This is a genomic window from Thermococcus chitonophagus (assembly GCF_002214605.1).
Taxonomy (GTDB): Archaea; Methanobacteriota_B; Thermococci; order Thermococcales; family Thermococcaceae; genus Pyrococcus; species Pyrococcus chitonophagus.
Map to the genome: position 1 here is coordinate 1,067,906 of NZ_CP015193.1, position 26,399 is coordinate 1,094,304.

A 26,399-nucleotide genomic window follows, 5' to 3' on the forward strand; every position below is an offset into this window, starting at 1 on the left:
ATATGAAAGTTACGACGAAGGTCGGGGATAAGGGAACCACGAGGCTTTTTGGAGGAGATGAAGTTTGGAAAGACTCTCCAATAACTGAAGCCAACGGGAGTATAGATGAGCTAACGAGCTTCTTGGGGGAAGCGAGGCATTATGTCAACGAACAAGTTAGGGAGATACTGGATAAAGTTCAGGCCCATCTATACAGGATAATGGGGGAGCTAGGTAGCAAAGGTCAATTTAAAGGCGTTGGAAGGGAGGAGATCGAGTGGCTTGAAAGCCTTATAAGGGATTATGAAGGAAGAATAGAACTGAGAAGCTTTGTTCTTCCGGGAGGAACGCTGGCGAGTGCCAAGCTTGATGTGTGTAGAACCATAGCGAGAAGGGCAGAGAGAAGGGTTGCGACCGTTCTCAGGGAATATGGAATTGGGAGATGGGCCTTGATTTACTTGAACAGGTTAAGCGACCTCCTGTTCCTTCTGGCTAGGGATATTGAGAGGAAAGAAGGAAAGCTGAGGGAGGCAAAATGAAAGTTATAGGAATACTGGGCGGAATGGGCCCCCTTGCAACGGTTGAGCTCTTCAGGAGGATAGTTGAAAAAACCCCTGCAAAGAGGGATCAGGACCATCCCAGGATAATAATCTATAATAATCCCCAAATACCTGACAGGACTGCTTTTATCCTGGGGAAAGGAGAAGATCCAAGACCGCAACTTATTTGGACTGCAAAAAGGCTCGAGGAGTGTGGAGCAGATTTTATAATAATGCCGTGCAATACCGCACACGCATTCATCGAGGACATACAAAGAGAGATAGGGATACCAATTATTAGCATGGTGGAGGAGACCGCAAGGAGGCTTAGTGAGATTAGATGCAGAAAAGCTGGACTTATTGCAACAACGGGAACGATAGTGAGTAGGGTTTACCACAAAGCCCTAGAGAGGTATGGAATTGAAGTTATTCTACCCGAAAACCAAGAGGAAGTTATGAGAGGAATATACGAAGGCGTCAAGGCCGGAAATTTAAAGCTTGGGAGGGAGATACTGCTTAACGTAGCTAAGGAGCTGGAGAGAAAAGGCGCAGACTGCATAATAGCGGGATGCACAGAGGTTAGTGTTGTTTTGAGGCAGGACGACCTAAAAGCCAAGTTAATTGATCCTATGGACGTTATCGCAGAAGTAGCCGTTAAATTAGCACTCCATGATTAAGGAAGTAAATGGTGGGGGCGCGGGGATTTGAACCCCGGTCCGCGGGTTTCTCCGGCCCTCGGGGCTCCAAAGGTTCATCACGCCCCGAGGTCAGCAAACCCGCCTGTCCTCATGGCCTCTGGAGCCCGCGATGATGGACCAGGCTACACCACGCCCCCACTCGATTAAGCTTTAGCACCCGATGAGCTTATAAGCTTTACCCCTATATGGTTCTCGGTTAAACGTTTAGAAGGTGGTTATAATGAAGCCCAGGAAAGCAGCGACACTCCAGGGAATAAACGAAAAAGCAAGAAAAGTTCGAAAGAAAAGCATAACAAGGAGAAACATACTTTTCTTCGCCATAGCAATGTTCTTTGCCAATTTGTCTTGGGGAATAGCGTTCCCCTACCTCACAGTGTACATGAAGATGATCGGAGGTACGGTGTTCCTTGTTGGAATGCTCAGCGTTGTCTTCAATGTAACATCAACAGTTTTCCAGTATCCCTTCGGCTACCTCTCAGACAGGGTAGGAAAGAGGAAGCCCTTTATAGCCTTAGGAATACTCTCATCCGCAACAACTTATGCTATAATAGCTTTTATAACGACTCCACTCCTCTTACTTGGATTTAGAGCCATGCAGGGGGCTCTAAGTGCTTCCATGGCTCCGGCTCACTCAGCATTGATCTCGGAACTCTCAACAAAGGTAGGCTCTGCTTTTGGTTTCTTCAGCTTTGTCGAAAACATGGGGTACATGGCCGGCAACTTCTTGGGGAGTTATATAGTGAAGAGCATGGACGTTAGGAGCGCCTTCTTTATAGCTTCCGCATTTTCCCTGCTCTCAATACTGTTTCTTATACCAATAAAGGAGAGGGAGAGGCCGAGAAGGAGAACTGGTAAATTAATAATAGTGCAGGAGGGAAGAGAATCTGAAAGGGCTGAGCTGACGAAATTAGCGTTCAAAAGGCTGATGAGAGGAAAGCTTGGACTGTTCTATCTCTCAGTATTTTTAGCGATGATAGCTTCTGGCGAGGTATACTCAACGGTCTCCGTGTACTTTCAGGAGAAGTTTGGGGAGGAGTTCGTTGGCCTATTCTTTGGGATTGACTCCCTAGCTGCAGCTTTAAGCTCCCTCGCAATTGGGAGATTAATAGACAAGTACGGAGAAGGGTTGTTTTACAAGATCTCAATAGTTGGTTATATTTTCACGTTCCTGGGGTATGCTTGGGCGAATTCTGTTGAATTAATGACCCTTGTATGCGTAATTTCTGGAATAAAGTGGGCGATGATAATAAGCTCCTCCTCGACTTACGTGGCCAAAAGAGTTCCCTCAACTGAGAGGGGCCAGGGAATGGGTCTGCTCAACACCATGATGAGCCTTGGCTGGGTAGTTGGGCCCTTACTGGGTGGATACCTGGCAGATATAAGCTTCGAGCTAATGTTGTACTCAACGGCAGTTCCGCTAATCTTAGCTTTGATACTAGTCTTAAAGGCTTAGAGTTATCCTCTCAGCAACTTCTCTTTTTACTAGAACGTTTCCAAGGGACCTAGGAAGGCTAACTAGATCTCCTGCTTTAAAAGGCCCGTACTCCTTAAGCTCCTCGTCTATGATCCTGGGTATGTCGACCTTTATCAGGTAGAGATCAACAAAAGTCGGTCTTACCTGCTTTTCTTCAATGACTTCCTCAGTTTCCTTTATCTCAACTTCTCCCTCAAGGGGAAGAGGTTCCCCGTTTATAAAAGCAGATATTATCGCAAATATCTTTTTCTCATCGCCAACCAGGTTCCTGGGAACCCCCTCAAATGCCATATCAACTATCTTATGTAGCCTTATCTTTAGTATCTCCCTAACTATCTGCTGGAGCAGATAAAGCTGTGCTAAGTAAAGCCTCTTTTCTATGTCCTCCCCTCTCTCCTCGTGTCTCTCAGCGTTTATCTCAAGGGCCTTCCTAAAGCTCGCCAAATCCCTATAAAACTCCTCATCTATCTCGGTAAGCTCATCGGAGGAAAGTTCTCTTTCGAGGAGCTTTCTGAGAACTTCGATATCCATAAGCAACACCTAGAAATGAAAGAGAGAAGAGATCACTCCTCAACCCTTGGTGCCAGCAGGAATATCAGCCTACCCTCATCCCTAATGTAATACTCCATCTGCATTGGCATCTCGTTGCCGAACTTTATTGTTACTTCATCGGCCTTTCCGATTCCCTTGACCATGTCTGCTAGGTAACTAACACCATAGGCGCTCTTGGTTTCCTCTTGAACTTCTAAGTCAAGCAACCCCTCATCTTCGAGCGTAAGCTTTATCTCAACTTCTTGGGTTTCCCCCTCTGCTCTCATTATGAACTCATTCTCCTTAGCTATGAACTTGAGGCTGTCGCTTACAAGGGATGCATCCTTGACGGCTTCCTTGAGGACTTCTCCCAAAACTACGACCTTTGCCGTGAATGGGAGATCTGGTAAGTCGACCTCTATCTCCTCAACATCGATGAGCGGGAGCCTAAAGGTCCTAGTTGCGGTTCCCTGTAGGCTTATCTCGAGGAAGTTCTCCTCTCCCTTCTTAAGAATTAGGGTGTCCTTGGCTTTTCCTCTCTTGAGAACCTTCTTAAGGTGATCCATGTTTACACCAATTGTCTCTTCTCCATCGACCTCATACTTGCTGAAAATGCTTGCGGGGAGGTTAAGGTCAATTAGAACTACCCTACTTGGATCCATTGCCCTCATGCTTATTCCTTCTTCCGTAACCTTAAACGCAGCTTCATCTATGAGCCTGCTTGCCGTCTCTATGAGCTGGGCGAACTCTTTAGCCCCCTCAAAGACTATTTCAAATGGCATCATCCTGCACCTCCTTCAGAATATTAAGCATGAGTCTAACCCTTTCTTTACCTCTCCATAGATAAGTCTTTCCGTTGTCCATATCAGGTATCCTTTTATATGCCTCCTCCAAATCTTTTAAGGCCCTCTCAGCCAACCTCCTAAGGACTTCTACTCGTAGCTCCTCCATACGTAGCCACACCTTTTGCACTTATAGAAGATCGTGCTTGGCTCATCGCCTGCCCTAGTCTGTAGCTCCCACCACCAAGCTTCATGATAGCCACACTTGGGGCACGTGACCTTGGCGGTTGGAAGGGTGGAGAAGTCCTGCTCAACGACAATAACTCCCTCATCAGGCTTGTGCTTTACCTCCTCAGTTCTTCTGTAAGCTTTGGCATCCTCAGGATTTATTGGTTCTTCATAACCACACTTCCTACAAACGAAAACTCCTCTTTTCTTATCAGGAATCATGATACTCCCGCACTTGGGGCAGAACTTCACCATTTTCTCACCCCCATATTAGCCGAGGGCAAGGTTAGGCCGTTCAAGATAAAAAGTTTGTTATCCCAAGGTGAGGTGGTGGTAGATCATGAGAATCGAGGAAGTGATTAGGAAAGTCAAGGAAGTACTTGACGAAAAAGATTCACTGAGGGAAGAAGCCCTCCAAATCACTAGGGAGATAGTGAGACTGAGCGGAGATTCAATAAAGGCCATGCACAGAGGAGAACTCAAGACGGCCGAAGAAAGGCTTAGGAGGGCAGGAGAGCTCGTTTCTCTGCTGAGAGAGAAGTTAGGCAACCATCCTGACCTCTACTACACAGGTCATGTGCAAACAGCAAATCAAGAGTTCACTGAGGCAACACTGCTGTACCACTACTTGACGGATAAGAATTTCCCTGGTTACGAAGATCTGGGCGTGCCACCCCAGGATTACATCCTGGGAGTCGGAGACTTTATCGGTGAGCTGAGGAGGTACTTCCTGATAAGTCTAATGGAAGGAGATATAGAGAGGGCTGAAGAAACGTATAGGTTTATGGAGGAAGTATATGAGGAGTTAATGACACTTGAGTATCCAAAGGGGCTTGTTAACGTCAGGCAGAAGCAGGATCAAGCGAGGTATATACTTGAGAGAACGCTTGAAGACCTGACTAGGGCAAAGCTAAACATGAAGCTGGAGAGGAAGCTGGAGGAGGCCATTAATGTTGGAGAGAGTGGCAAAAGCTCAAGAGAAGCTGAGTAGTAAGGTTAGGGAAGTTCCCCTTGAAAAAATTGAAAGAATTGGGGCAGTTGATGCTTCGTACAGGGAAAACCTAGCTAGGGTTGGTTTTGTTGTGTGCACTTATCCCGAGTGTGATGTTATAAAGATGAAAACTCTTGAGGTCGAAGTCACATTCCCATACATCCCCACATTTTTCTTTCTCCGGGAAACAAGGCCAATTCTAATGGCATCCAAAGGAGAGAATTTTGACGTGCTACTTGTAGAGGGACATGGGAAAGCTCACCCCCGCAGATATGGGCTTGCTTCCCACATAGGGGTTGTCCTCCAGAAGCCAACGATAGGGGTCGCAAAGAAACTCTTAAAGGGAGCGCCCCCAGGAAGTTATGCGAAGGTCGGAAAGGTATACGTAAGCGTTGGGAATTTAGTAACCCTTGAAGATGCAATTGCAGTTGTTAGCCAAGTTCTTGACGAAACAGGCTATCCAAAACCCTTAAAATTAGCAGATAGATTGTCAAAGGGGAAGATAAAATGAAACTTAAGACTTTATTCCTCCTGATAAACCTCGCAAAGAGGGGTGCAATAGGAAGAGAAATCATGGTCACATTGAGAGAGCTTGCTAAAGAACTTAACGTTTCTCCTCAGACAGTTCTCAGATGGCTTGATGAGCTCGAGGAGCTAGGATACGTCTCAAGAAAATACTCCAAGAGGGGAACATCAGTTCAGATAAAGGATGAAGGAATGAAGTTGCTAGAAACCTTGTATGAGGAACTGTCTTCGGCACTTTACAGGGGCATAATTATCGGTGAAGTAGTTTCAGGAATTGGAGAGGGAGCATATTATGTTCAGCAGTACGCTCCATTAATAAGGGAGTATCTGGGCTTCGATCCATACCCAGGGACACTAAATGTGAAGGTAATCTTCCCAAAGACAATATTTGATGCACTTTGCAACGCTCGACCGATCATAATCCCAGGCTTCGTAAAGGATGGGAGAACTTTTGGAGATGTCAGAGCTTACCGTGTAAGGATAGATGGAATTGAGGGGGCAATAGTCATTCCTTCGAGAACCATTCATCCTCCAAAGATAGCGGAGATTATAGCTCCAGTTAATCTAAGGAAAACACTAAATCTAAAAGACGGGGACAGGATAAGAATTGAGGCATTATAGGCCCGGTTTATCCACCCGCCATCATTGTTCGCCGTTATCGGCTCCCTCAGGCGGCCCCGGAGACCGGGCCCTGTCCGCCCGGCGACGTCGCCTCGTTCACGGCGCGCCGTTATCGGCACGCTCCCTCGGTCGGGCCTCCGGGCGGGGTCGGACATTCTAATTTAACCAAAAAGGATTTTTAAACCTTCGACCCTCACTTCTCGGGGTGTGAGCATGACCCTTGGCTACAACGAAAAGCTTGTTTTGCTCAAGCTAGGAGAGCTGAAAAGGACAGATGTCGAGAAGTTGGTAAAGGCAACTGGACTTGAACAGGTCGCCGTTATGAGAGCAATACTAACGCTCCAATCCCAGGGACTTGTAAAGCTTAAAGAGAGAAGGGAAAAGGTCGTCAAGCTTACAGACATTGGAAAGAAGTATGCTGAAATAGGATTACCAGAAGTTAGAGCCCTTAAGCTACTGAAGGAGAGGAAGAAAATAAGGCTTGATGACCTGAGAGAAGTTCTAACCGAGGACGAAATAAAGCCCATAATTGGAGTGCTAAGGAGAGAGGGATGGGTTAAAGTTGAGAAGACTTCTGAAGGGTTAGTTCTCGAAATCACTGAGAAGGGGGAGAAAGCTGGAAAAAGGGCCATCGATGAAATCCTCGAAAGGCTCGCTGAAAAAGGCCACCTCTCGCTCGAGGAAGTTGAGAAAGTTATTCCCGTTAAAGAGCTCAAGAGAAGAAAAATTGCCCAGGAAGATGAAATAGTTGAGAGAACAGTTGAGATAACTGAGAAAGGTCTAGAGCTCGTGAAGGGAGGAATAGAGCTCAAGAAAGAGGTAACAGTTCTAACCCCAGAACTCATAACTACGGGCAAGTGGAGGGAGGTCGAGTTCAAGCCCTTTAACATAAAAGCCCCAGTTAAAAAGATCTACCCTGGGAAGAAGCAACCCTACAGGGTTTTTCTTGATAAGATTAGGAGAAGGTTAATCGAGATGGGCTTCATCGAGATGACGGTTGATAGTTTAATCGAGACGCAGTTCTGGAACTTCGATGCCCTCTTCCAGCCTCAGAATCACCCCGCGAGGGAGTGGACGGATACATATCAGCTTAAGCACCCCGAAAAGGGACAGCTTCCAGAAAAGGAGCTCGTTGAAAAAGTCAAGACTGCTCACGAGAAGGGATTAGCGGGATCGAGAGGGTGGGGCTACGTTTGGAGCCCAGAAAGGGCAATGTTGCTAATGCCGAGGGCCCATGCCACAGCCTTAAGCGCGAGGCAACTTGCCAAGGGCGTCCAAATTCCTGGGAAGTACTTCACGATACAGAGGGTCTTTAGGCCGGACGTTCTCGACAGGACGCACTTAATAGAGTTCAACCAGATTGATGGTTTCGTAGTTGGTGAAGACCTAACCTTCAGGCACCTCCTCGGAATACTCAAGAGATTTGCAATAGAGATAGCTGGAGCCAAGAAAGTCAAGTTCTTCCCAGACTATTACCCATTCACTGAACCAAGCGTTCAGCTAAGCGCCTACCATCCAGAGCTCGGCTGGGTAGAGTTTGGAGGGGCGGGAGTGTTCAGGGAGGAGATGACAGAGGCTTTGGGAATAAAGGAGCCCGTAATAGCTTGGGGAATTGGAATCGATAGATTGGCGATGTTTAAGCTTGGAATCGACGATATAAGATACCTGTTTAGTTATGACTTGAGATGGCTCAGGGAAGCTAAGCTGATCTGGTGAGGTGATAGTATGCCAAAGTTTGACGTTTCAAAATCAGACTTGGAAAGACTCATAGGGAAGGAGTTCAACGTTGAGGAATGGGAGGACTTAGTTCTATACGCAAAGTGTGAGCTTGATGATGTATGGGAGGAGAACGGCAAGATTTACTTCAAGCTTGACTCAAAGGACACAAACAGGCCCGACCTGTGGAGTGCGGAAGGCGTTGCAAGGCAGATAAGATTCGCCCTGGGGATGCAGAAGGGACTTCCCAACTATGAAGTTGAGAAAAGCGACGTTGTAGTTTACGTGGATGAAAAGCTCAAAGATGTAAGACCATACGGTGTTTACGCTATAGTTGAAGGCCTAGAGTTTGATGAGGATTCATTGAGTCAGCTAATCCAGCTCCAGGAAAAAGTGGCCTTAACCCTTGGAAGGAGGAGAAGGGAAGTAGCTATAGGAGTTTTTGACTTTGACAAAGTAAAGCCTCCAATTTATTACAGAGCCGCAGAGAAAAGCGAGAAGTTCGTTCCTTTAGGATTCACTGAAGAGCTGACCCTTGAAGAGATCTTGGAGAAGCACGAGAAGGGTAGGGAGTACGGACACTTAATCAGGGATAAGCCGTACTACCCATTGCTTGTAGATTCCGAGGGCAACGTTCTCTCAATGCCCCCCATAATAAACTCGGAGTACACCGGAAGGGTAACTGAAGAGACCAAGAACGTTTTCATAGACGTTACTGGATGGGACCTGAAGAAGATAATGCTAGCTCTAAACGTCATGGTCACGGCACTAGCGGAGAGGGGAGGAAAGATCAAGAGCGTCAAAGTAGTATATAAGGACTTCGAGATAGAAACTCCAGACTTAACCCCAAGAGAGTTCGAGGTTAATCTCGACTATATAAGGAAGCTCTCAGGTCTTAGCCTGAAAGACGAGGAGATAAAGGAGCTCCTTGAGAGGATGATGTATTCTGTAGAGATAGAGAGCGGAAAGGCCAAGCTCAAGTATCCAGCATTTAGAGATGACATAATGCACGCTAGGGACGTTCTTGAGGACGTCCTTATAGCCTATGGGTACAACAATATAGAGCCAGAAGAACCAAGGTTGGCAGTGCAAGGAAGGGGAGATCCCTTCAAGGACTTTGAAGATGCAATAAGAGATCTAATGGTCGGTTTCGGTCTGCAAGAAGTCATGACGTTCAACTTGACCAACAAGGAAGTGCAATTTGCAAAGATGAACATTCCAGAGGAAGATATAGTTGAGATAGCGAACCCAATAAGTCAGAAATGGAGTGCGTTGAGGAAGTGGTTGTTGCCTAGCTTAATGGAGTTTCTGAGCAATAACACCCATGAAGAATATCCACAGAAGATATTTGAAGTAGGCCTTGCAACGCTAATCGACAAATCTAGGGAAACTAAAACCATCAGCGAGCCAAAGCTAGCTGTAGCCCTCGCGGGGACAGGCTATACCTTTACGAATGCAAAAGAAATACTTGATTCACTTATGAGGCACTTGGGGATTGAATACGAGATAGAGGAAACAGAGCACGGAAGCTTTATCCCAGGAAGAGTCGGCAAAATCTTGATCAACGGAAAGGAAATAGGAATTATAGGAGAGATTCATCCACAAGTTCTTGAGAACTGGAATATTGAAGTGCCTGTAGTTGCCTTCGAGCTGTTTCTGAGACCCCTGTATCGCTCTTGACGTATTTTTCCATTATTGTGCTCATTATTTCAAAGTTCTCTAGGTTTATTATCAACTCTATGTCCATGGCTACCTCCCATATATGTTGCAGAAGTAATACCCTATAAACATTTGGCAAACAATGTTGAAAAAAGGTCAAAAAACATTACGTATGTAAAGGGATTATTTTAGCATGAAAACAACTTTTCCAGTTTTGCCAGCCCTCATTAACTCGAAGGCTTCTTCAAACTTATCGAACCCCTTGTACTTGTGAGTGATAATCGGGTCTAGGTTGAGCTTTCCGCTCTGAAGGAGCCTTGAAACGGTGTACCAAGTCTCCCATAAGTGCCTGCCAGTTATTCCATAAACGGTGAGGGCCTTGAATATTATCAGGTTGTTGAAGTCTATGCTGACTTTACCAGGGAACAGGCCCAAGAGAGAGACCCTGCCGGCAGGGGTCACCGCTTGAAGACCCTGCTCCAAAGCTTTGGGGGCACCACTAAATTCAAGGAACACGTCGACACCATTTCCATCCGTTATGTCCATAACCTCCTTGACAACATCTTCCTCAAATGGGTTAATGACGTAATCTGCTCCCACTTTCTTAGCCAAGTTCCTCCTGAACTCACTTGGCTCAGAAACTATAATCGGGTAAGCTCCAGAGGCCTTGGCGACGGCAATTCCCAGCAACCCAAGGGGACCCGCTCCAGTTATGAGAACGCTCTTTCCAGCTATTGGGCCCGCTAAGACAGTGTCGACAGCGTTTCCTAGTGGTTCCTGAAGGGTTGCGTATTCGGGAGGTATGCTCTTTGGATTCTTCCAGACGTTTTGGGCAGGGATTATTGCATATTCTGCAAAGACTCCATCCGTGTCAACACCAAATATCTTCGTGTTCTGGCAAACGTGATACTGACCCCTCTTGCAGGCATAGCACTTTCCACAAACTATGTGGGTTTCTGCTGATACATAGTCACCGACTTCAATGCCCTCCACACCGGGGCCTACCTCCACTACCTCTCCAGCGACCTCATGACCCATTATCTGAGGGGGCTTTATTCTGGACTGGGCCCATTCATTCCACTCATAGATGTGCAGGTCGGTACCACAAATACTCGTTGCTAAAACCTTAATGAGAACTTCCCCTGGGCCAGGCTTTGGAACATCAACCTCTACGAGCTCAGCACCGTACTCTGGTTTTGTCTTCATGATAGCGACCATCTTCTCAGACATGAGATTCCCTCCTAATCTAGTTGACATATCATCATATTAAATGAACATTTAAACGGTTTATGGAGATAAAACTAAAATCCAATTCTAACTTGCAACCCAGCCCAGTATACTGCCCCGGCCATTAGGCCTATCAGAGTTCCGTACTTTGCTCCGGAGGAGAATTTCCCTTCTCGTATCACTCCAATTCCTAGGCCAGTTATAAATCCTTGGATAATCGAGAATAGCCACAATATTGTTTTTAGCTCAGCAACTGGAATTTGAACATTCATTCCTCCTGTTGTAGTTATCATCGTTGCAATGTTAGATATTACGGCTACAATAAATGGGCCAACGAATCCACCAGAGGTTATAAAGAACATCATCTGCATTCCTGTAGAAGCTTTCCTTTCCTTTTTTATTCTTAGTATCTCTCTCACATCGTTTCCCACTGCAACGAGAACATCTGCCATTGGGGCACCTCTCTCTAAGGCCTCTATTATTATCATCATTGCTCTGTAGATAACTGGGGATTTCTTATTCCTTAGGGCAAAAGCTCTAAGTGCATCTACTGTAGGTCTACCCCTCTTTATTTCCGCGACCGTTCTTTTGAACTCATCTGTGAGTGCACCAAACTTTGCCGTTGTTAGCTCTCCCAGAGCTTCAGAAAATGAAACACCAGCTCTTAAGGATCCTGCTAGATAAAACAGGGCATCAGGAAGAGCTTTCTCCATGTCCTCTATCCTTCTAGAGATCCTCAAATTTGGGTATATGTATGCAAAGCCTATAAATCCCCCAAAGAAACCCAGGAAGAAGTGAAGGCCTGAGCCTGAAATAATCAAAAGAACTGCCCCAATTACAAGACCCAACATCAATGAAATCCCCAAGTACTCAGAGGCTTTGAAATCTATGCCGGCTGAGTAAAGCAGTAGATCATATCTCTTTAGAGTCTTTTTAGGGATCACCCTCTCTATAAACCTTACAAGCAAGCTGGTTAGTGGACTTTCTTTCTTAGCCATAAGCTCACCTCGGCTCTGCTCTCTTGATCATAATCACAATTATTGTTGACAATGCTGGGAATGCAAAAAGCATTAAGACTGCCAAGCCAGAGATTGAAATTATTAATCTCCTTGACATTAGAGATCCAGCCAAAATTGCGACGATCAATAGCGTTGGCATAACTACTGACATGAACATATATACGAAGGATATACCATTTATCTTCTGAACGTAATCCATGAGCTTTATACGATACTCAAATGCGAATTCATCGGCCATCTTATATAAAATATCAGCCAGATTACCACCGAACTTTATTGCCCTTAATATCTGCTTGACGACTTTAGTTACGTTATCCGAAGCCATTCTCTCTTCGAATCTTGAGAGAGCATCCTCAAAGCTTGCTCCCTTGTGCATATCTTGTATTATTAAGTTGAACTCCTCTGATATTACACCGTAATCCGACTTTGCAACAGAGACCATTGCTTCAGCTATACCCACACCCGCACTTAAGAGGGAGGCCATGTGTCTCAAAACATAGGGAAGTGCCCTTTCTACGTCTTCAACCCTTCTCCTCCACACCATTTTTGGATATACTCTCATATAGAAGAATCCCAGGATAAAGCCGGCAACACCAAGCAAGATTGAGAGATCCCAAGGTAGCATTATAGCTACTGAAAATGCAAATCCTACTATGCCCGATATTATTCCAACTCCAAGCATTAGAGCTACATACTTTTCTTTTGACATTGATATGTTCGCTCTATATAAATCAAGCTCTAATCCCTTTATGGACTTACTAAGAGACTCAACAGGTCCTCTGAAGTATTTAAGAACTCCTTCTGCTATTCTTTCAGAAAGTGGTTTTTGTATAACCTTCTCCCTCCACTCAATAGCTTCTTCGATAATTCTCTCTTCCTCTGCCTCCCTCTCTTTTTCAATTTGCTCTCTCATCTGCTTAAGCAACTCAAGTCTATCTCTGATTGACATTTCTCTTTTGGGGAGACGCCTAATTGGAGCTTCGGTAACTTCAATGGTTTTTCCACCGAGCTTCTCAAGGAACTCAAGAAATGATGAAACTAAGCCCAAGATTCACCACCTCATATAAACTCCTTGATTCTTTTGCTCATTTCTATAGTAGTTGCCTCTCTTTCAATCTTCTTGAAGAACTCTTCCTCATCTATGTAGAACTCTCTGATTTGGGCGCCAACTTCATCGATTCTTCTGATACCTTTTTCAATCATCCAATCGAGCACCAGCTTTCTCTTTTCTATTTCGTACATTATCTCATCTGGATGCATCCCAGTATGATATGATAGAGTCTGCAGGAATCTGCTCGGTACTTCTGTTCTCACTAACTCATCCTTTGCCGGGTCATATTTATAAAGGAAGTTCAGCTGAACGCTCTCCCCTTCAATGCCAGAGACTTCTGCTATTTCAGTAATCCTCCTGATAGTACCCTTCTTCCTTGTATGATATCTCACCTGCATTATGATTATATCAAGAGCGGGTATCATTATCCTGGGAACGTTCATTGGAGGACTTTCAAGCCTGATTATAGTCTCCCTAGCAGAGTTTGAGTGTATCGTTCCCATGCAGTTTGATACAACGATTCCGTTGGCAACGTAGTTGTGATCATCCTCCACGGTCAGATCATAGACGTACTCTATCCCTAGCTCCCTCGGATCTACTTCCTCGACACTCACAACTTCATCCCAGTACACATCCCCATCCGCTATGAGCTCAAGCCTTTTTGCCTGAACCCAGGAATCTTCATCGTCAATGTCTCTGGCAATCTGCTGAAGGGCCAGTGCAATTCCTCTAAGAGCTGATCTTCTAACTTCCTTTATTCTGCCCTTTTCTATATGCCTAATTAGGCTCTCCGATACTTTCTCACCAGCGTAATAGGAGGCAAGCTTCGAGAGCTCTGAAACTGTAAGATTAAGTTTCCTCCTGAGAGGCTCGATCATTATAGGCGAAATCGGCACGCGATCAGTTCTCTTTCCGCGGCGGGCCTTATGCTTCTTTATTATCTCCTCAAGCTCTGCTCTCTTCCTTGAGTGCCTGAGCGGGATGTAAGTGTAGAATCTAATTAGATTGTCAACACCCCTCACGGTGACCCTGAAGATTACGTTCTCTCCATCTTTCACACGGGAGACCGTACTTATTATTCCAAGCCTCTGGAGGGCATACCAGACCTTCCTCGCGAGGTTTTCACTCTTAGTCGTTAGGACAATCGCTGGGCCCTTTTCATCTACGTAAGCGTCGGCATCGAAAAGTCCTGCTATGAAGTGCCTCAGCAGGTCATCGTTCGAGTGGAGGAACTCTACGAAGGGCTTTAAGACATGGGTTACAACGGTATATGTGGATTCACGCTTAACCTGGGGCTCACTCTCTGGAAGGAACTCCTGAATGGCAGAGGTAAACGCTTTCATGTAGGATTCGTCGTCAAATGTAGCTGAGATATAGTAACCATTTGAGGATATGTAGCCGTCTCCAAGGAGGACTCCGACTACGTAGGAAAGGCTCTCATCAACCTCGCAAACAATCTTTACAGGCTTTGAGTTTATTGAAAGGAGATACTGGACCATCTCTGGAGGTATACCATCATTTTGGATCTTCACAAGGTTCTTTCCGTTGAGAACGAGATAATAGTCACTTATTCCCGCATAAATCTCAGGATTAATGATAGCTTTCCTCTGTGGAGGCTTTGGAGGTTTTCTCATTACCGCAACCCTGTCTCCGGGTTTGAGCTTTTCCGCTTCCTTCCTAACCACGTCCCCGTCTGAGAATACGAAGAACGGGTGAGTCTTAGTGAGTATAACCTCATTGCCCGTCCTCGTTATTACGCGAATTAACTTCTCTCCTTCCCTAACCTTCCTCCTCCAAATCCTCGAAACCACGTGCTTCCCAGCTTTGAGGTCTGGACCAATACTTACAACTTCGAACCTGTCCTTCTCGTCAAGGACTACATACTCTAAATCCTTGTGGGTTTTTATTCTGTCCGAGTACTTCTTGAAGAGCTCCTCGAGCAAGTCACCAATTAGGACAAAGCGACCGTTTGAAAGCTGAATAACTGAAAAGTCGTAGAGAGCACCATCATGTCCTGTATTCATTGCCGTGAACATAGTTCTGGCCTCTGGACCACGGACTTCACCGACTATAATTCTGTCGGGACGCATTCTCAGGGTGTTCTTTACTAGATCATCCATTGTGATTTCTCCCTTACCCTCGACGTTTGGTGGTCTCGTTTCAAGCCTTACCCAGTGCTCTATCGGGAGCTGTAGCTCGGCAGTATCCTCTATGCTTATTACTCTCTCGCTCGGTGGGATAAACATTGCCAGTGAGTTGAGGGTTGTTGTCTTACCTGAACCCGTTCCACCCGCAACCAAGATGTTTGCTGGCTTAACTCCGAGGCCATCAACCAGTAGCCAGAGGAAAGCTGCAACCTCGGAGTTCAGGGTTCCATACTTGATCAGGTCTATAATAGTTAGGGGGTCTTTCTTGAACTTTCTTATTGTTAGTGTTGGGCCATCTAGGCTTATCGGGGGTAAGGTGGCATTAACTCTACTACCATCAGGAAGCCTAGCATCGAGAAGCGGATTTTGCTGATCAATTCTCCTTCCAACTTCTCTCGCTATCCTCTCTATTATGTTTAGGATGTCCCTCTCATTTTCAAATACTATGTTCGTCTTACACATACCAAAACGCCTGTGCCATACATACACCGGCTTGTTGGTTCCAATTACCATAATCTCTTCAAGGTTGTCGTCTCTTACTAGGGGATCCAGCTTTCCGTATCCTATCATGTTCTGAACAACTAGCTCTGCAAGAAGTTCAACCCTACCTTCGGAAAGCGTTGGAGCCATTTCCTTTACCATTCTTCTGACTTCTCTCATGAACACTCTTCTTCTCTCTTCAAAATTAGGTATAGACTCAGGGTCAATCTGGATTTCAACTATCGCTCTATCTCTAACCATTTTCAGGAGCTTTTCCTCTTCCTTACTTAGTTTGGGCAAGTTTATCTCATATATTGGAACTGCTTCTCCCTTAACCCTCAATATCCTTATGTTTCCATAAACGTCTAGAACTTTAACTTCACCAACATACTTTGTCTGCTTAGCTCCTGCAGAGAGTATATCTTGGAGGCTGATTGTTGATTTTTCCTCAGGTTTTTTAACAGGGACTTCTGGCTTCTTTAGTATCTCTGCTAGTTTGGGAGCACTCTCTTCTTTCAAAAAGGCAAGCGGAAGGGGCGGCTTCTCCTCTTCTTTCTCTTTTGGCTTAAGAGTCTCACTACTCTTACCTGCTAGGATATCACCGAGGGATAAGGGCCTCTCTGTTTTCTCGCTTTCTTCCTTTTTTAAAGACCCTTCTTGGGGTTTACTCCCCTTCTTTAAAATAGCCTCCAACGTTAAATTATCGCTACTTAGGATCTCATCTATCCACGACTTTTTCTTTTTCTCCTCCAACTATCTCACCCCTTAGTTAACCCCCCATTTAAACTTGTAAGAAATCTCAATTGAAGATCCATCACCCAGCCACACTACCCATACAGGATAATCAATCTTTGTATTAACAGTTTTTGCGGTGTTGATTTTAACTTTTGAGGTTAATAGATCCTGAGAGATATCATAAATTACCAGCTCATTTTGGATATCTATGGAACTTGGCTGGTTAATCTCTCCGGTGCTCCAAAATGTTTCCTGAAGGTACTCAATATAACCAGTATAATTCATTGTTGGAGCTGGTGAATATCCATATACCTTGGCTCCTGGAAACAGCAATGGAGGTGCAATAGCGAAAACAACGCGAGTTGGAATATTTAAGGTTGTGTTATGGGTAACCTTGAATTTAACAATCCCCTGGTAGTTATACACAACAACATCGAATGCTTTGATATCAAAAAGGGCTTTAGGATCTAAATAGTGTGGAAAGTTTAACAGTTGGGGGTACATAACGTTACAGATTGGCCCAGTATATATTGTGGGGGGTATCTTTATCTTTAGAACATCTCCCTCAATATATCCATATCCTGTGCATTGAGGCTGATAGTAATTTTTAAGGTCTATGGGAAATGCGTCTGTTTCATTTATGAAAAACCTAACTCTCAAAACTTCATGCGGATATATCCAAAAACCTGGCACGTAGTTTAGGAGGGTTTGACCCGGGGTTCCTACTATAGAATCTCCTGAAGATGTATGATACAGGAATTCACTCTCGTTTTTTCTTAACACCTCAAACTGATACCTGGGGTTTACAATAATATATCTTGGAACATCGCCTGTATTAACGAGAGTGACATTCAGTTCGACTTCAACGAGACCTGTCAGGTATATGTTATTTCTTTTAATTGGTTCAAACCCTCCCATAGATGGTTTAGTTACTATGCTCACAACTAATAATAAAAGGAGGAAAGCCTTGAGACTTCTCATTTTTTCATCACCTCAGGGCTTAGAGAGCTTTGCTATTACTAGTGAATTTTCTGACTTCAATACTTGAGATACGAATTCAGTAGGTATCTCGACAATTACCAAAACTCTAGTATTCTCATTCAGCGCCAATAAGTTTGAAGATTCCTCCAAGGTTAAAACTTTCCACCCATACTTTTCTAGCTTTTCCTTGATTTCCTCAGGATCCTTAATCTTTCCTGCCGCTATGGCTTTTAACACTTCTCCAAGGTTTACGGAATACGAGTAGCTCGCTGAAAGGGTCTCGCTACTAGTCTGCTGAACTGAACTCTGGCTCTGGGATGTTTGAGATACCTGGTAAGGTGTTTCTCCTGGAGAGTAGTTCGTGCTGGAGGACTGCTGAGTTGTCGTTGAGGAAGTTGATGACCATGAGGTAGTCTTCGACTGGGTTTCCGATACTTGAATTTGACCGGCATCGAATAGGACTAGCACTACATATCCCTCTGGAACTAACCTCTTGCCGGTCTTCTTGTCATATATTTGTATTTTGTCTCCAGGCTCAAGAAATCCTCCATTGACATCTTTCCTACTTAGAACAAGAGCAACTTGGACGAGCTGAACTTCTTTCACCTGGTATTGCAAGAGATCCGAGAGGTTCTCCACCTTACTTATCACTTCTTTTGCTTCGGACTTTGTGTAGATGTTTGTTGTGTTACCTTTCATCAGGATGACTTTCGTTCCAGGCATGGAGTCTATCCTATAGAAGTAGACCTTCTTCCATAAGTCCAGTAGATAGGGGGTTGGGTCTATAGAGAGTACTTCCTCCTTAGTCTTCGCACTATCAACTTGAGCTAATAAACTGTTCATGGTATCTACGATCTCCTTCTTAAGCTCATCTGGAACCTGAACGCTAAGTAAGGGTTCAAATGCCATTTTTATATTCTCTTTTGTCTGATTCTTCAGCTGTGCTAGTTCTTTGGCTAGTTTTTCCTGTTCTGCTCTTTTCTTCGCTTCCTGGAGAGCTTTCCATCTCTCTTCACAAATCGCTTTCACATTTATTTTCTGGAGATCTTCTATGCTTTTGGCAGCCATTATTGCATTTATGAGCTGGATTTTAGCCGTATCATTTGCTAACTCGCCCTTGAAACACGCATTAACCTCGGCGATTTTAGCTTTTTTAGCATTTTCTAGCTCCCTAGCAGCTTTGTTTTCCAAGTACATATAAATACTTATAACAGCTCCAATGATTATTATCGATAAAACAAGTGCCCCAACAATAATTCTCTTTTTCCTTTCTTTCTCTCTTAGCATTCCTATTCTTGAAACCCTTCTTCGAGGAGGTTTTGGCGGAGTGGGGGCAGGTTGTTCCTCGCTCTCACTTACGGCTCTACCCAATTCCCTAAGCCTTCTTATCTTTGCCTCAATATCCTCGGCCACTGTTGACACCACCTGGGGTTATCATAATAGGTATTAATGACATCACTACATATTCATGACAGCTCAAATGCTTATTTATATTTCGGCCCTATACTTTTTATTCCAAAGTTTTTAAACATGTTCTAAGGTGCGAGTTATGGAGAAGCTAATAGTAAAGGTCATAGAGATAAGAGGAAAGTGCCCTGTCTTCAAATTAGGGGATAAAATAGTAATAGAGGGCCCCAGGATAGTATTAGAGAAAACAGATGCCATCTGCACTCATGCATTTGCATCACTACTTCCATATATAGTGGCATTAAGGAAGGGAGTAAAGCCGAGCGAACTAGGGTTGGGGAAGGATGATAAAGCTTACGTTCAGTGCTTGGATCCCGGGCCTCCCTACACGAATGGGGGGACGGTAATATTTGAGATAACGGTGATCAGAAATGAAACAGAAGAAAGCGTGGAGGGTAGTCAAAGAGGTAATAAACGAGGCAGATATAGTAGTGGAGGTAGTTGATGCTAGGGATCCAATAGGAACAAGAAACAGAAAACTCGAGAGAATGGTTTTGGAAAGTGGAAAGAAACTACTCATAGTGATGAACAAAGCAGATCTCGTTCCAAAGGAGTGGGCCGAAGAATATAAAAGGAGAAGTGAGATCCCAGTAATATTCATCTCAGCGAGGGAAAGAAAGGGAACTGGTATTTTAAGGAAAGAGCTAAAGAAGATTGCAAGGGAGATAGATAAGGAGAAAGTTAAAGTTGCCCTGATAGGCTATCCAAACGTTGGTAAGAGTACAATAATAAATGTGCTTAAAGGAAAACATGCCGTGGGAACTGCTCCTATCCCAGGGTATACAAAAGGCAAACAGCTAATCAGACTAACAAAGAGATTGTGGCTTCTAGACACGCCGGGGGTTGTTCCGATAGATGACTTTGATGAACTAGTTATAAAAGGAGGATTTCCAGCCGATAAAATTAGGGATCCAGTCTCTCCAGCGCTAAAGCTCATAAGGAGGATATTAGAGACGAGGAAGGAGGCATTAACGGATAAGTTCGGTATAAAAGACTTTGAGGGCGAGGAGGATATTCTGAAAAAAATTGGAGAGAAAAGAGGCCTATTCAGGGAAGGCGGGGAAGTTGATTTAGAGGAAACCGCTAGGTGGTTTTTGAGAGAGTGGCAGACTGGCAGATTTACATTATTTTCCAAAGATCAAGAAAAGAAGCAGGAGATAAACTGGGATTTTGAGGAGATACTGGGTAAAGTAAAGGAAGAGGAAATATTTGATCCTAGGAGAATCCTCTGGAAGTTCGAAGATAAGTTATTGGAGAAGCTTGATAATAACAAGAGGGTTGGCATACTCGAGGTTGGAGAGTTTATCGTTGGAATAGCAACGGGATTTAAGAAATGTGATTCTGCGGTAAAATTCTTGGAGAACCTTACTGGTAAGAGCGTCGTAATGAGCGAGTGCTTCGGGAAGAAATGGAAGGGGATAATAGCTATTTTAAGCTAAACCCAAATAGAGTGAGGGAGGGAAATGGCTGAAATTTTGCTTACAACGGCCCAAGGAATTGAGGATATTACTCGAAAGGAAATAGACGGAATACTTAAAGACATTGCCCAGGAAATATCGGAGAGGCCCTGGGGAATTAAAGGCAGGCTTTTAGTTAAAGCCAAAGAAACCTACTTTATTGACGAAAAGGGTAAAAAAAGACCTGCCAGCATTCCCGATATGATAATTCAGAACTCCCGAACGGTGCATAGGGTCATAGTCCTCCTAACACAGGGGCAGGCCAAAGATTTAAGTGAAATAGAAGACATCGTTAAGGGTGCAAAAGTCAGTGAATATTTGAAGAGCACTGAGAGTTTCGCCGTAAGGGCGGAGAGGTTTGGTGAACACGAGTTTACGAGCATGGATATTGCAAGGGTCGTTGGGAGGATAATTCAAGAGAAAACAAATGCCACTGTGAACTTGGATCACCCCTCCGTAATATTCAGGGCAGAACTCATTGGGAAAACTTTCATTTTGGGAGTAGACGTCACAGGGGATCACTCCCTTCACAGAAAGCCATGGCGCGTCTACGATCATCCTGCACACCTAAAGGCAAGCATTGCAAATGCGCTAATAGAGTTAGCCGAGCCTCATGGAGTGTTTATAGATCCCTTCTGCGGCTCTGGTACGATACCAATCGAGCTGGCCCTCAGGGGATATAAAGATAGGATAATATGCCTTGAAAAGTTTAAAAAACACCTGAGAGGAGCAAAAATGAACGCCCTCTCAGCTGGCGTTTATGATAAGATTGACTTCATCCTGGGGGACGCAACTAGGTTAAGCACTTACGTTGATGCCGTTAACACCGTTGTGAGCAACCTGCCTTACGGTTTGAAGATCGGGAGAAAGGGCATGATCCCAGAACTGTACATGAGGTTCTTCTCCGAGCTGGCAAAGGTTCTCAACGGAAGGGGAGTGTTCATAACGACTGAAAAGAAGGAAATTGAGAGGGCCATAGAGGAGAATGGCTTTGAAATTGTGCACCACAGGGTTATAGGGCATGGGGGGCTAAGTGTCCACTGCTATGTGGTCAAGTAGCTTCAGCCTCTCCGCTTCCCACTGGTAGCAATCTGGTCGTTATGTAGATAACTATTGGTAGTACTATGAATGCCATTAGATCCCCAGTGTCTCCCGCAACTCCAAGTACGCTGACAAAGTCTCCTATTCCCAAGAGATACACTATCAGAGGGGGAACAACTGTGAGGACAAATGCAACATTCCTGGGGAGCTTAAGGAATTCCTGAAGGTTGCTGAGTTGGGCAAGGGCTATTCCTATGTAGCTCGTTGTAATTGCGAAGAAGGGTATTAGGTTGCCAATTACATTTCCAAAGTCCCCGTACAGAGAGGCCAATGCTTGAGTTGCTATCTGTGGTGTCTCCCTTCCAAACACTATCAGGAATGAGACCATGAATAAGGCGTATACAGCTGTTGGTATAAGGAACGCGAGTAGAACTACTCTCTTCATATCTTTGTAGTTGCCCAGGGACTTGTAAACGTCAGGGATTATACTGTGACATCCCAAAGCAAAAATGGAAACTCCAATGATCTTCCAAAGGCCTTCGCGGTTGAAGTACATTGCCCTATGAATATCCCCCTTCGGCAGCAGTAGTATCGCCACGAGAAGGAAGAGCACTAACATAGCTAAGCTCATTGCAAGCTCACTCTTTCCGCTCATCTCTATTCCAGCGTACACTATCAGGCTTGCAAACAACCAAAACAGTACTGCACCGAGTCTGTCGTTTATTCCAAAGAGCCCGTTCAAAACTTCTCCCATTCCAGAGATGTAGGCAAGCAGTGCCCCGAAGCTCATTATTGCAATGCTTATTAGCATTATCCATCCGCCGGGCTTGCCAAGCACTCTCTGAGCTATTGTACTCATCTGAGCACCGTTCATCTTTGCGGAGAGATCGAGGACGATATAAGCAGTGAACAGCATGAGGAGCATTACACCAATTAGAACCGCTAGGGCTGGAATTAGGCCAACTTCACTCGCTGCGTATGGTAATCCTAAAACTCCCGCCCCAATTTGCGTTCCTATTAGTATGGCAAGAGCCTCACTCTTCTTCATGCTCACCACCAAATATTGATAGTTTTTCAGAGATAATATAGGTTGCTATATGTAAAAGTCAAGCTTCACTGATTACAAGAAAACGACCAAATGCATACCTGAGCACAATTATACAAAAAAGTGTAGGGGCAAGTTCACGTGAAAAATAATTTTATCGAAAAATTTTCAACAAAGTATAGAGTCCTCAGCTATGACGTCCTCCCTGAGTACTCCTATTCCCTCAATCCACGCCTCTATTTTATCCCCATGTCTCAATGGCCCAACACCAGGAGGGGTGCCAGTTGCAATTATATCACCAGGCTCCAGAGTCATGACTGAGCTTATGTATTCTATTAGCTCCGGGATCTTGAATATCATCTGGCTTGTTCTTCCCAATTGCCTTAGTTTTCCGTTAACTTTAAGGCCTATCTCGAGATCCGAGGGATCAAGCTCTTTCTTATCAACGATCCTGGGGCCTATGGGAGCGAAGGTATCAAAGCCTTTACAAAGTGTCCAAGGATGACCAAGTCTTCTGGCTTCGTCTTGGAGATCCCTCGCGGTAATGTCGAGGAGTATTGTGTACCCCAGGATATAGTCAAAAGCTTTCTCTGCAGGAACTTTCTTTGCTCTCTTTCCAATTATGACCGCAAGTTCAACTTCGTGATCAACTCTTTTGCTCATCCTGGGAAGAACTATCGTTGAATCTGGTCCTATTAGGGCGGAGGGTGGTTTTAAGAAGAATATAGGCCTCTCAGGAGGTTCATCGTTCATCTCTTTTGCATGCTCAGCATAGTTCTTTGCTAGGGCAACTATCTTCGTCGGTCTGACCTCATAGTATCCATCCTTGAAAGGTAACCTAACCCAGGACATTTTAAACCCCGTGAAATGCTGTTTAAGGAGATTTAAAATCTATTATTTTTACGTGAAATAATAGTCCGGCTTCCTGTCCTTAAATATATCGTTAAGCTCATTGAGTCTTTTGTTCCTCGCAATACTTGGATCTATGTCAACAACCCCAACTTCTTCTTCCGTCTCGGAGGCCATGACTAGTACCTCTGCCCTGGGGGATGCTATTAAGCTCTTGCCAATGAATTTAAGACCTCTCTCCTCACCGACTCTGTCCGCGGTTATTGTGTATACCCTATTCTCCAGAGCCCTAATAGGCATAGCCCTCGGGGCATATGGCATTACTAAGTTAGCGGGATGTGCTATAACATCCGCCCCCTTTAATGCAAGCGTTCGAGCAGATTCGGGGAAAAACCAGTCAAAACATATCATAACACCCACCCTCAAAAAGCCAAGGTCAAATACCTTAAACCCCAAATCTCCCGGCTCAAAAAAGTACTTTTCACGATAGAACAGGTGGATTTTTCTGTACTTTCCAAGGTATCCACTTGGGCCAACTACGACTGCAGAATTGTATAGGTTCTCTCCATCCTTTTCGGCCGTTCCAGCTACAATGTACAATTCCAAATCCCTAGCAATATCCATAAGGAAGCTGGTGGTTTCCCCATCGGGGATCGGTTGAGCAACTTCAAAAACATCTTCCCTAGTCTCAAAATTGTATCCCGTGTCAAACAATTCAGGTAACACGACTAGTAGAGTACCTAATTTCTTCGCCTTCTTTATTAGCTTCTCAGCCTTTGAATAGTTCTTATCAAGGGATAAAAGCTCTGGGTTCATTTGGACAAATCCAACCTTAACCATGTTCTCACCGAAAGAGCTTACAACAAATGTTCTAATTAAGGTTTGTGGATCCATGTTTTCAAGAATACTTGGTTTTCCAAGAGAATAATGCTATTAGAACAACGTACTGGCCATGATATAAATGCTATATATCGCATTGCGTTATTAAAACGATCTAAACTATTATTCCACAAAAAGAGGCTATATAATTAGACGTAATATTCGCATTAATAAAACTTAAAAATCAAGCTTCTTGGGCTAAAAATGAGAGAATTTAGGAGGTGACGCTCATGAAGAGGAGACCAAGGAAGTGGAAAAAGAAAGGCAGGATGAGGTGGAAGTGGATCAAGAAGAGGATTAGGAGACTGAAGAGACAGAGGAAGAAAGAGAGAGGGCTAATCTGACATGGAGCTTTCCTTATATTCTTTTGAATTTGAGAGTTCTCAAGGCAAAACTCTTATTTTTGCAGATCCTCATATTGGATTTGAGCCATTTAGAGGAATAAATGTCAGGAGCAGGTTTGAAAGGAAACTTGCAGAATTCGTTATTTCCGAAAACCCCGATCTTGTTATTATCCTTGGGGATATCAAAGAAGACCTAGGTCTCAAGAGGTACACACAGAGAGTACTGATGGAGTTTTTCAGCATTCTGAAAGATTATGAAGTCATTATAACAAAGGGAAACCACGATGGCAGGATTGAGGAAGTAACAGAGAATTTTGATAATATTTCTGTTGTAGACTACTATATACTGGATGAAATACTTTTCATGCATGGCCACAAATCCTTGCCCGAGGTCGACTTTAAGAGAGCTTTTCTGGGCCATATCCATCCAACTGCAATTATCTCCCTAAGCGGAGTTAAGAGGAGGGCAAAGTGCTTCGTTAAAGCCAAAAACTTTGTAATTCTTCCTACAATAAACCCCTTCTTCGAAGGAATGGACATAAGGGAAGGTATCAGGCTTATACCATTCCTCAAGAACCTAAAAACGGTAGACTTGCTAATCCCACCATCTATTCATATAGAGGGGTACCCTATATAGAGTATTTGTTGGACTATATTTTATTTCGACAAGGCATTTATATTATCCCACATACTCCACAACCGGTGGATCCAATGATTGCGGATCCTTGGGTATTTTTCACGATCATCTTGGGTTTAGCTATGGCATGGGCAATAGGTGCAAATGATGCTGCGAATTCTATGAGTACTGCTGTTGGTGCAGGTGCAATAACTCCAAAGCAGGCAGTTTTAATCGCAGGCGTGTTAGAGTTTACTGGAGCTTACTTCTTCGGCAAGAGCGTTACTGAGACAATAAGAAAAGGAATAATTGATCCATCAAGGATCAATGATCCCAACGTCTTAATTTACGGATCGATTGCAGCCCTCCTTGGAGCGACAATATGGCTGATAATCGCAACGAAGTATGGACTTCCTGTGTCAACAACACATTCAATCATAGGAGGGATAGTGGGTTATGGAATAGTATACGCAGGAACATCAATAGTCAACTGGAGTAAGATGGCCAAGGTAGTCATGAGCTGGATACTTTCTCCAATAGTCGGAGCAATTTTCGCATTTCTCGTATTCAAAGCTCTCAGTAAAACAGTTCTTCAGAGCAAAAATCCAATAAAAAGTGCAAAAAGATGGTCCCCATTTTGGATAGGGCTTGCCTTTGTCGTTATAGGAACGATGTTTTACATAAAGGTCCTACACGGAAAATCTCTCGTTATCGGATTTTTGAAATTTGGGATCCCTACTGGAGTTGTGACATTTGTTATAACATCCCTAATCCTAAGGGTTAGATTCCCAAATGTCGATCCTTATCTTGGAGCAGAGGCAATATTCAAGAGAGTCCAGGTAATGACTTCCGGCTATGTTGCACTAGCTCATGGAGCAAATGACGTCGCTAATGCCATAGGCCCTGTTGCTGCCGTGTATACCATAGCAACAATGGGAATGGCAGGGGCAAAAGTCCCAGTTCCCAGGTGGATACTAGCCTTAGGTGGTCTTGGGATAGCAATAGGTGTAGCGACTTACGGCTACAGAGTGATGGAGACAGTTGGAAAGAAGATTACAGAGCTAACCAACACGAGAGGATTCACGATAGATTTCTCTGCAGCTACAGTTGTTCTAATAGCGAGCTGGCTTGGCATGCCAATCTCAACGACACATACTGTAGTGGGTGCCGTCATTGGAGTTGGGCTTGCTAGGGGAATAAAAGCAATAAATAAGGACATCGTGAAGGATATAGTGATATCATGGTTCGTTACTGTCCCTACCGCTGGAATAATTTCGGCAGTAATTTTCAAGGTATTGATGCTGATTGTGGGGTGATA

General features: G+C 44.3%; 26 protein-coding genes and 1 tRNA gene. 13 read left to right on the forward strand and 14 right to left on the reverse strand.

Annotated features, from left to right (window positions below):
* The first annotated feature begins 2 nt into the window (after nucleotides 1-2).
* Entirely contained in the window at nucleotides 3-518 is a 516-nt protein-coding gene (locus tag A3L04_RS05990; RefSeq protein WP_068576740.1) for a cob(I)yrinic acid a,c-diamide adenosyltransferase, read from the forward strand.
* A complete protein-coding gene (locus A3L04_RS05995; protein ID WP_068576737.1) occupies nucleotides 515-1,195 on the forward strand; it encodes a cysteate racemase in 681 nt (226 codons plus the stop codon). Before A3L04_RS05990 ends, A3L04_RS05995 begins: the two co-directional genes overlap by 4 nt.
* Nucleotides 1,196-1,204: 9 nt before the next feature.
* Here the strand turns inward: A3L04_RS05995 and A3L04_RS10995 are convergent.
* Nucleotides 1,205-1,353 (reverse strand) — tRNA-Trp (locus tag A3L04_RS10995).
* An 83-nt stretch (nucleotides 1,354-1,436) separates the two neighbouring features.
* Here A3L04_RS10995 and A3L04_RS06005 point away from each other — a divergent pair.
* Complete coding sequence (locus A3L04_RS06005) at nucleotides 1,437-2,669, forward strand: MFS transporter (RefSeq protein WP_068576735.1); 1,233 nt, start codon at nucleotides 1,437-1,439, stop codon at nucleotides 2,667-2,669.
* Here the strand turns inward: A3L04_RS06005 and A3L04_RS06010 are convergent.
* From A3L04_RS06010 to A3L04_RS06025, 4 genes are read right to left on the reverse strand one after another with little or no spacing between them, the layout of a single operon-like run.
* The gene (locus A3L04_RS06010) at nucleotides 2,658-3,221 is read right to left on the reverse strand and encodes a DNA replication complex subunit Gins51 (RefSeq protein ID WP_068576733.1); all 564 of its coding nucleotides are present in this window, start codon (nucleotides 3,219-3,221) and stop codon (nucleotides 2,658-2,660) included. The two genes, A3L04_RS06005 and A3L04_RS06010, sit on opposite strands and share 12 nt — an antisense overlap.
* A 32-nt stretch (nucleotides 3,222-3,253) precedes the next feature.
* Nucleotides 3,254-4,003: a DNA polymerase sliding clamp gene (locus A3L04_RS06015; protein WP_068579469.1), complete on the reverse strand. Its 750-nt coding sequence runs from the start codon at nucleotides 4,001-4,003 to the stop codon at nucleotides 3,254-3,256.
* Complete coding sequence (locus tag A3L04_RS06020; protein ID WP_068576731.1) at nucleotides 3,993-4,172, reverse strand: hypothetical protein; 180 nt, start codon at nucleotides 4,170-4,172, stop codon at nucleotides 3,993-3,995. The genes A3L04_RS06015 and A3L04_RS06020 overlap by 11 nt, the downstream gene beginning before the upstream one ends.
* Nucleotides 4,154-4,486, reverse strand: coding sequence for a transcription factor S (locus tag A3L04_RS06025; protein WP_068321684.1), 333 nt, complete (start codon nucleotides 4,484-4,486; stop codon nucleotides 4,154-4,156). The genes A3L04_RS06020 and A3L04_RS06025 overlap by 19 nt, the downstream gene beginning before the upstream one ends.
* Nucleotides 4,487-4,571: 85 nt before the next feature.
* Between A3L04_RS06025 and A3L04_RS06030 the strand changes: the two genes are divergently transcribed.
* From A3L04_RS06030 to pheT, 5 genes are all read left to right on the forward strand, one after another.
* On the forward strand, nucleotides 4,572-5,222 hold the full coding sequence (locus A3L04_RS06030; protein ID WP_068576729.1) for a translin family protein: 651 nt from the start codon (nucleotides 4,572-4,574) through the stop codon (nucleotides 5,220-5,222).
* Nucleotides 5,182-5,733: an endonuclease V gene (locus A3L04_RS06035; RefSeq protein ID WP_068576727.1), complete on the forward strand. Its 552-nt coding sequence runs from the start codon at nucleotides 5,182-5,184 to the stop codon at nucleotides 5,731-5,733. The genes A3L04_RS06030 and A3L04_RS06035 overlap by 41 nt, the downstream gene beginning before the upstream one ends.
* Nucleotides 5,730-6,368, forward strand: coding sequence for a DUF120 domain-containing protein (locus A3L04_RS06040; protein ID WP_068576725.1), 639 nt, complete (start codon nucleotides 5,730-5,732; stop codon nucleotides 6,366-6,368). The genes A3L04_RS06035 and A3L04_RS06040 overlap by 4 nt, the downstream gene beginning before the upstream one ends.
* 213 nt (nucleotides 6,369-6,581) lie before the next feature.
* A complete protein-coding gene (pheS, locus tag A3L04_RS06045) occupies nucleotides 6,582-8,084 on the forward strand; it encodes a phenylalanine--tRNA ligase subunit alpha (protein ID WP_068576724.1) in 1,503 nt (500 codons plus the stop codon).
* A 9-nt stretch (nucleotides 8,085-8,093) separates the two neighbouring features.
* The gene (gene pheT, locus A3L04_RS06050; protein WP_068576720.1) at nucleotides 8,094-9,764 is read left to right on the forward strand and encodes a phenylalanine--tRNA ligase subunit beta; all 1,671 of its coding nucleotides are present in this window, start codon (nucleotides 8,094-8,096) and stop codon (nucleotides 9,762-9,764) included.
* Between the two features lie 162 nt (nucleotides 9,765-9,926).
* Here pheT and tdh read toward each other — a convergent pair whose 3' ends face one another.
* From tdh to A3L04_RS06080, 6 genes are all read right to left on the reverse strand, one after another.
* On the reverse strand, nucleotides 9,927-10,973 hold the full coding sequence (tdh, locus tag A3L04_RS06055) for an L-threonine 3-dehydrogenase (RefSeq protein WP_068576717.1): 1,047 nt from the start codon (nucleotides 10,971-10,973) through the stop codon (nucleotides 9,927-9,929).
* Between the two features lie 71 nt (nucleotides 10,974-11,044).
* The gene (locus tag A3L04_RS06060; protein WP_068576715.1) at nucleotides 11,045-11,968 is read right to left on the reverse strand and encodes a type II secretion system F family protein; all 924 of its coding nucleotides are present in this window, start codon (nucleotides 11,966-11,968) and stop codon (nucleotides 11,045-11,047) included.
* A gap of 4 nt (nucleotides 11,969-11,972) precedes the next feature.
* Entirely contained in the window at nucleotides 11,973-13,037 is a 1,065-nt protein-coding gene (locus A3L04_RS06065; protein ID WP_068576714.1) for a type II secretion system F family protein, read from the reverse strand.
* An 11-nt stretch (nucleotides 13,038-13,048) separates the two neighbouring features.
* Nucleotides 13,049-16,420: an ATPase, T2SS/T4P/T4SS family gene (locus tag A3L04_RS06070; protein ID WP_068576711.1), complete on the reverse strand. Its 3,372-nt coding sequence runs from the start codon at nucleotides 16,418-16,420 to the stop codon at nucleotides 13,049-13,051.
* 12 nt (nucleotides 16,421-16,432) lie between these two features.
* Entirely contained in the window at nucleotides 16,433-17,383 is a 951-nt protein-coding gene (locus A3L04_RS06075) for a hypothetical protein (protein WP_068576709.1), read from the reverse strand.
* A 12-nt stretch (nucleotides 17,384-17,395) separates the two neighbouring features.
* On the reverse strand, nucleotides 17,396-18,796 hold the full coding sequence (locus tag A3L04_RS06080; RefSeq protein WP_068576708.1) for a DUF515 domain-containing protein: 1,401 nt from the start codon (nucleotides 18,794-18,796) through the stop codon (nucleotides 17,396-17,398).
* Between the two features lie 136 nt (nucleotides 18,797-18,932).
* Here A3L04_RS06080 and A3L04_RS06085 point away from each other — a divergent pair, with 136 nt between their 5' ends.
* From A3L04_RS06085 to trm14, 3 genes are read left to right on the forward strand one after another with little or no spacing between them, the layout of a single operon-like run.
* Nucleotides 18,933-19,295, forward strand: coding sequence for a TIGR04076 family protein (locus A3L04_RS06085; RefSeq protein ID WP_068576706.1), 363 nt, complete (start codon nucleotides 18,933-18,935; stop codon nucleotides 19,293-19,295).
* Nucleotides 19,222-20,289: a GTPase gene (locus A3L04_RS06090; RefSeq protein WP_068576704.1), complete on the forward strand. Its 1,068-nt coding sequence runs from the start codon at nucleotides 19,222-19,224 to the stop codon at nucleotides 20,287-20,289. Before A3L04_RS06085 ends, A3L04_RS06090 begins: the two co-directional genes overlap by 74 nt.
* Before the next feature lie 24 nt (nucleotides 20,290-20,313).
* Nucleotides 20,314-21,366 (forward strand): tRNA (guanine(6)-N2)-methyltransferase, encoded by a 1,053-nt coding sequence (trm14, locus tag A3L04_RS06095; RefSeq protein ID WP_068576702.1) that lies wholly within the window; start codon nucleotides 20,314-20,316, stop codon nucleotides 21,364-21,366.
* On the opposite strand, the gene A3L04_RS06100 is transcribed toward trm14, so the two are convergent.
* The 3 genes from A3L04_RS06100 to A3L04_RS06110 form a co-directional block, all read right to left on the reverse strand.
* Nucleotides 21,359-22,396, reverse strand: coding sequence for an aromatic amino acid transport family protein (locus A3L04_RS06100; protein WP_068576700.1), 1,038 nt, complete (start codon nucleotides 22,394-22,396; stop codon nucleotides 21,359-21,361). The genes trm14 and A3L04_RS06100 overlap by 8 nt on opposite strands.
* Nucleotides 22,397-22,561: 165 nt before the next feature.
* Nucleotides 22,562-23,245: a fumarylacetoacetate hydrolase family protein gene (locus A3L04_RS06105; protein WP_068576698.1), complete on the reverse strand. Its 684-nt coding sequence runs from the start codon at nucleotides 23,243-23,245 to the stop codon at nucleotides 22,562-22,564.
* 48 nt (nucleotides 23,246-23,293) lie between these two features.
* On the reverse strand, nucleotides 23,294-24,082 hold the full coding sequence (locus A3L04_RS06110; protein ID WP_068576696.1) for a nitrilase: 789 nt from the start codon (nucleotides 24,080-24,082) through the stop codon (nucleotides 23,294-23,296).
* 384 nt (nucleotides 24,083-24,466) lie between these two features.
* Here A3L04_RS06110 and A3L04_RS06115 point away from each other — a divergent pair, with 384 nt between their 5' ends.
* Together A3L04_RS06115 and A3L04_RS06120 are read left to right on the forward strand one after the other, a co-directional pair.
* Nucleotides 24,467-25,102, forward strand: coding sequence for a metallophosphoesterase (locus A3L04_RS06115; RefSeq protein ID WP_068576694.1), 636 nt, complete (start codon nucleotides 24,467-24,469; stop codon nucleotides 25,100-25,102).
* 74 nt (nucleotides 25,103-25,176) lie between these two features.
* Nucleotides 25,177-26,397: an inorganic phosphate transporter gene (locus A3L04_RS06120; RefSeq protein WP_068576692.1), complete on the forward strand. Its 1,221-nt coding sequence runs from the start codon at nucleotides 25,177-25,179 to the stop codon at nucleotides 26,395-26,397.
* The last annotated feature ends 2 nt before the right edge of the window (nucleotides 26,398-26,399 follow it).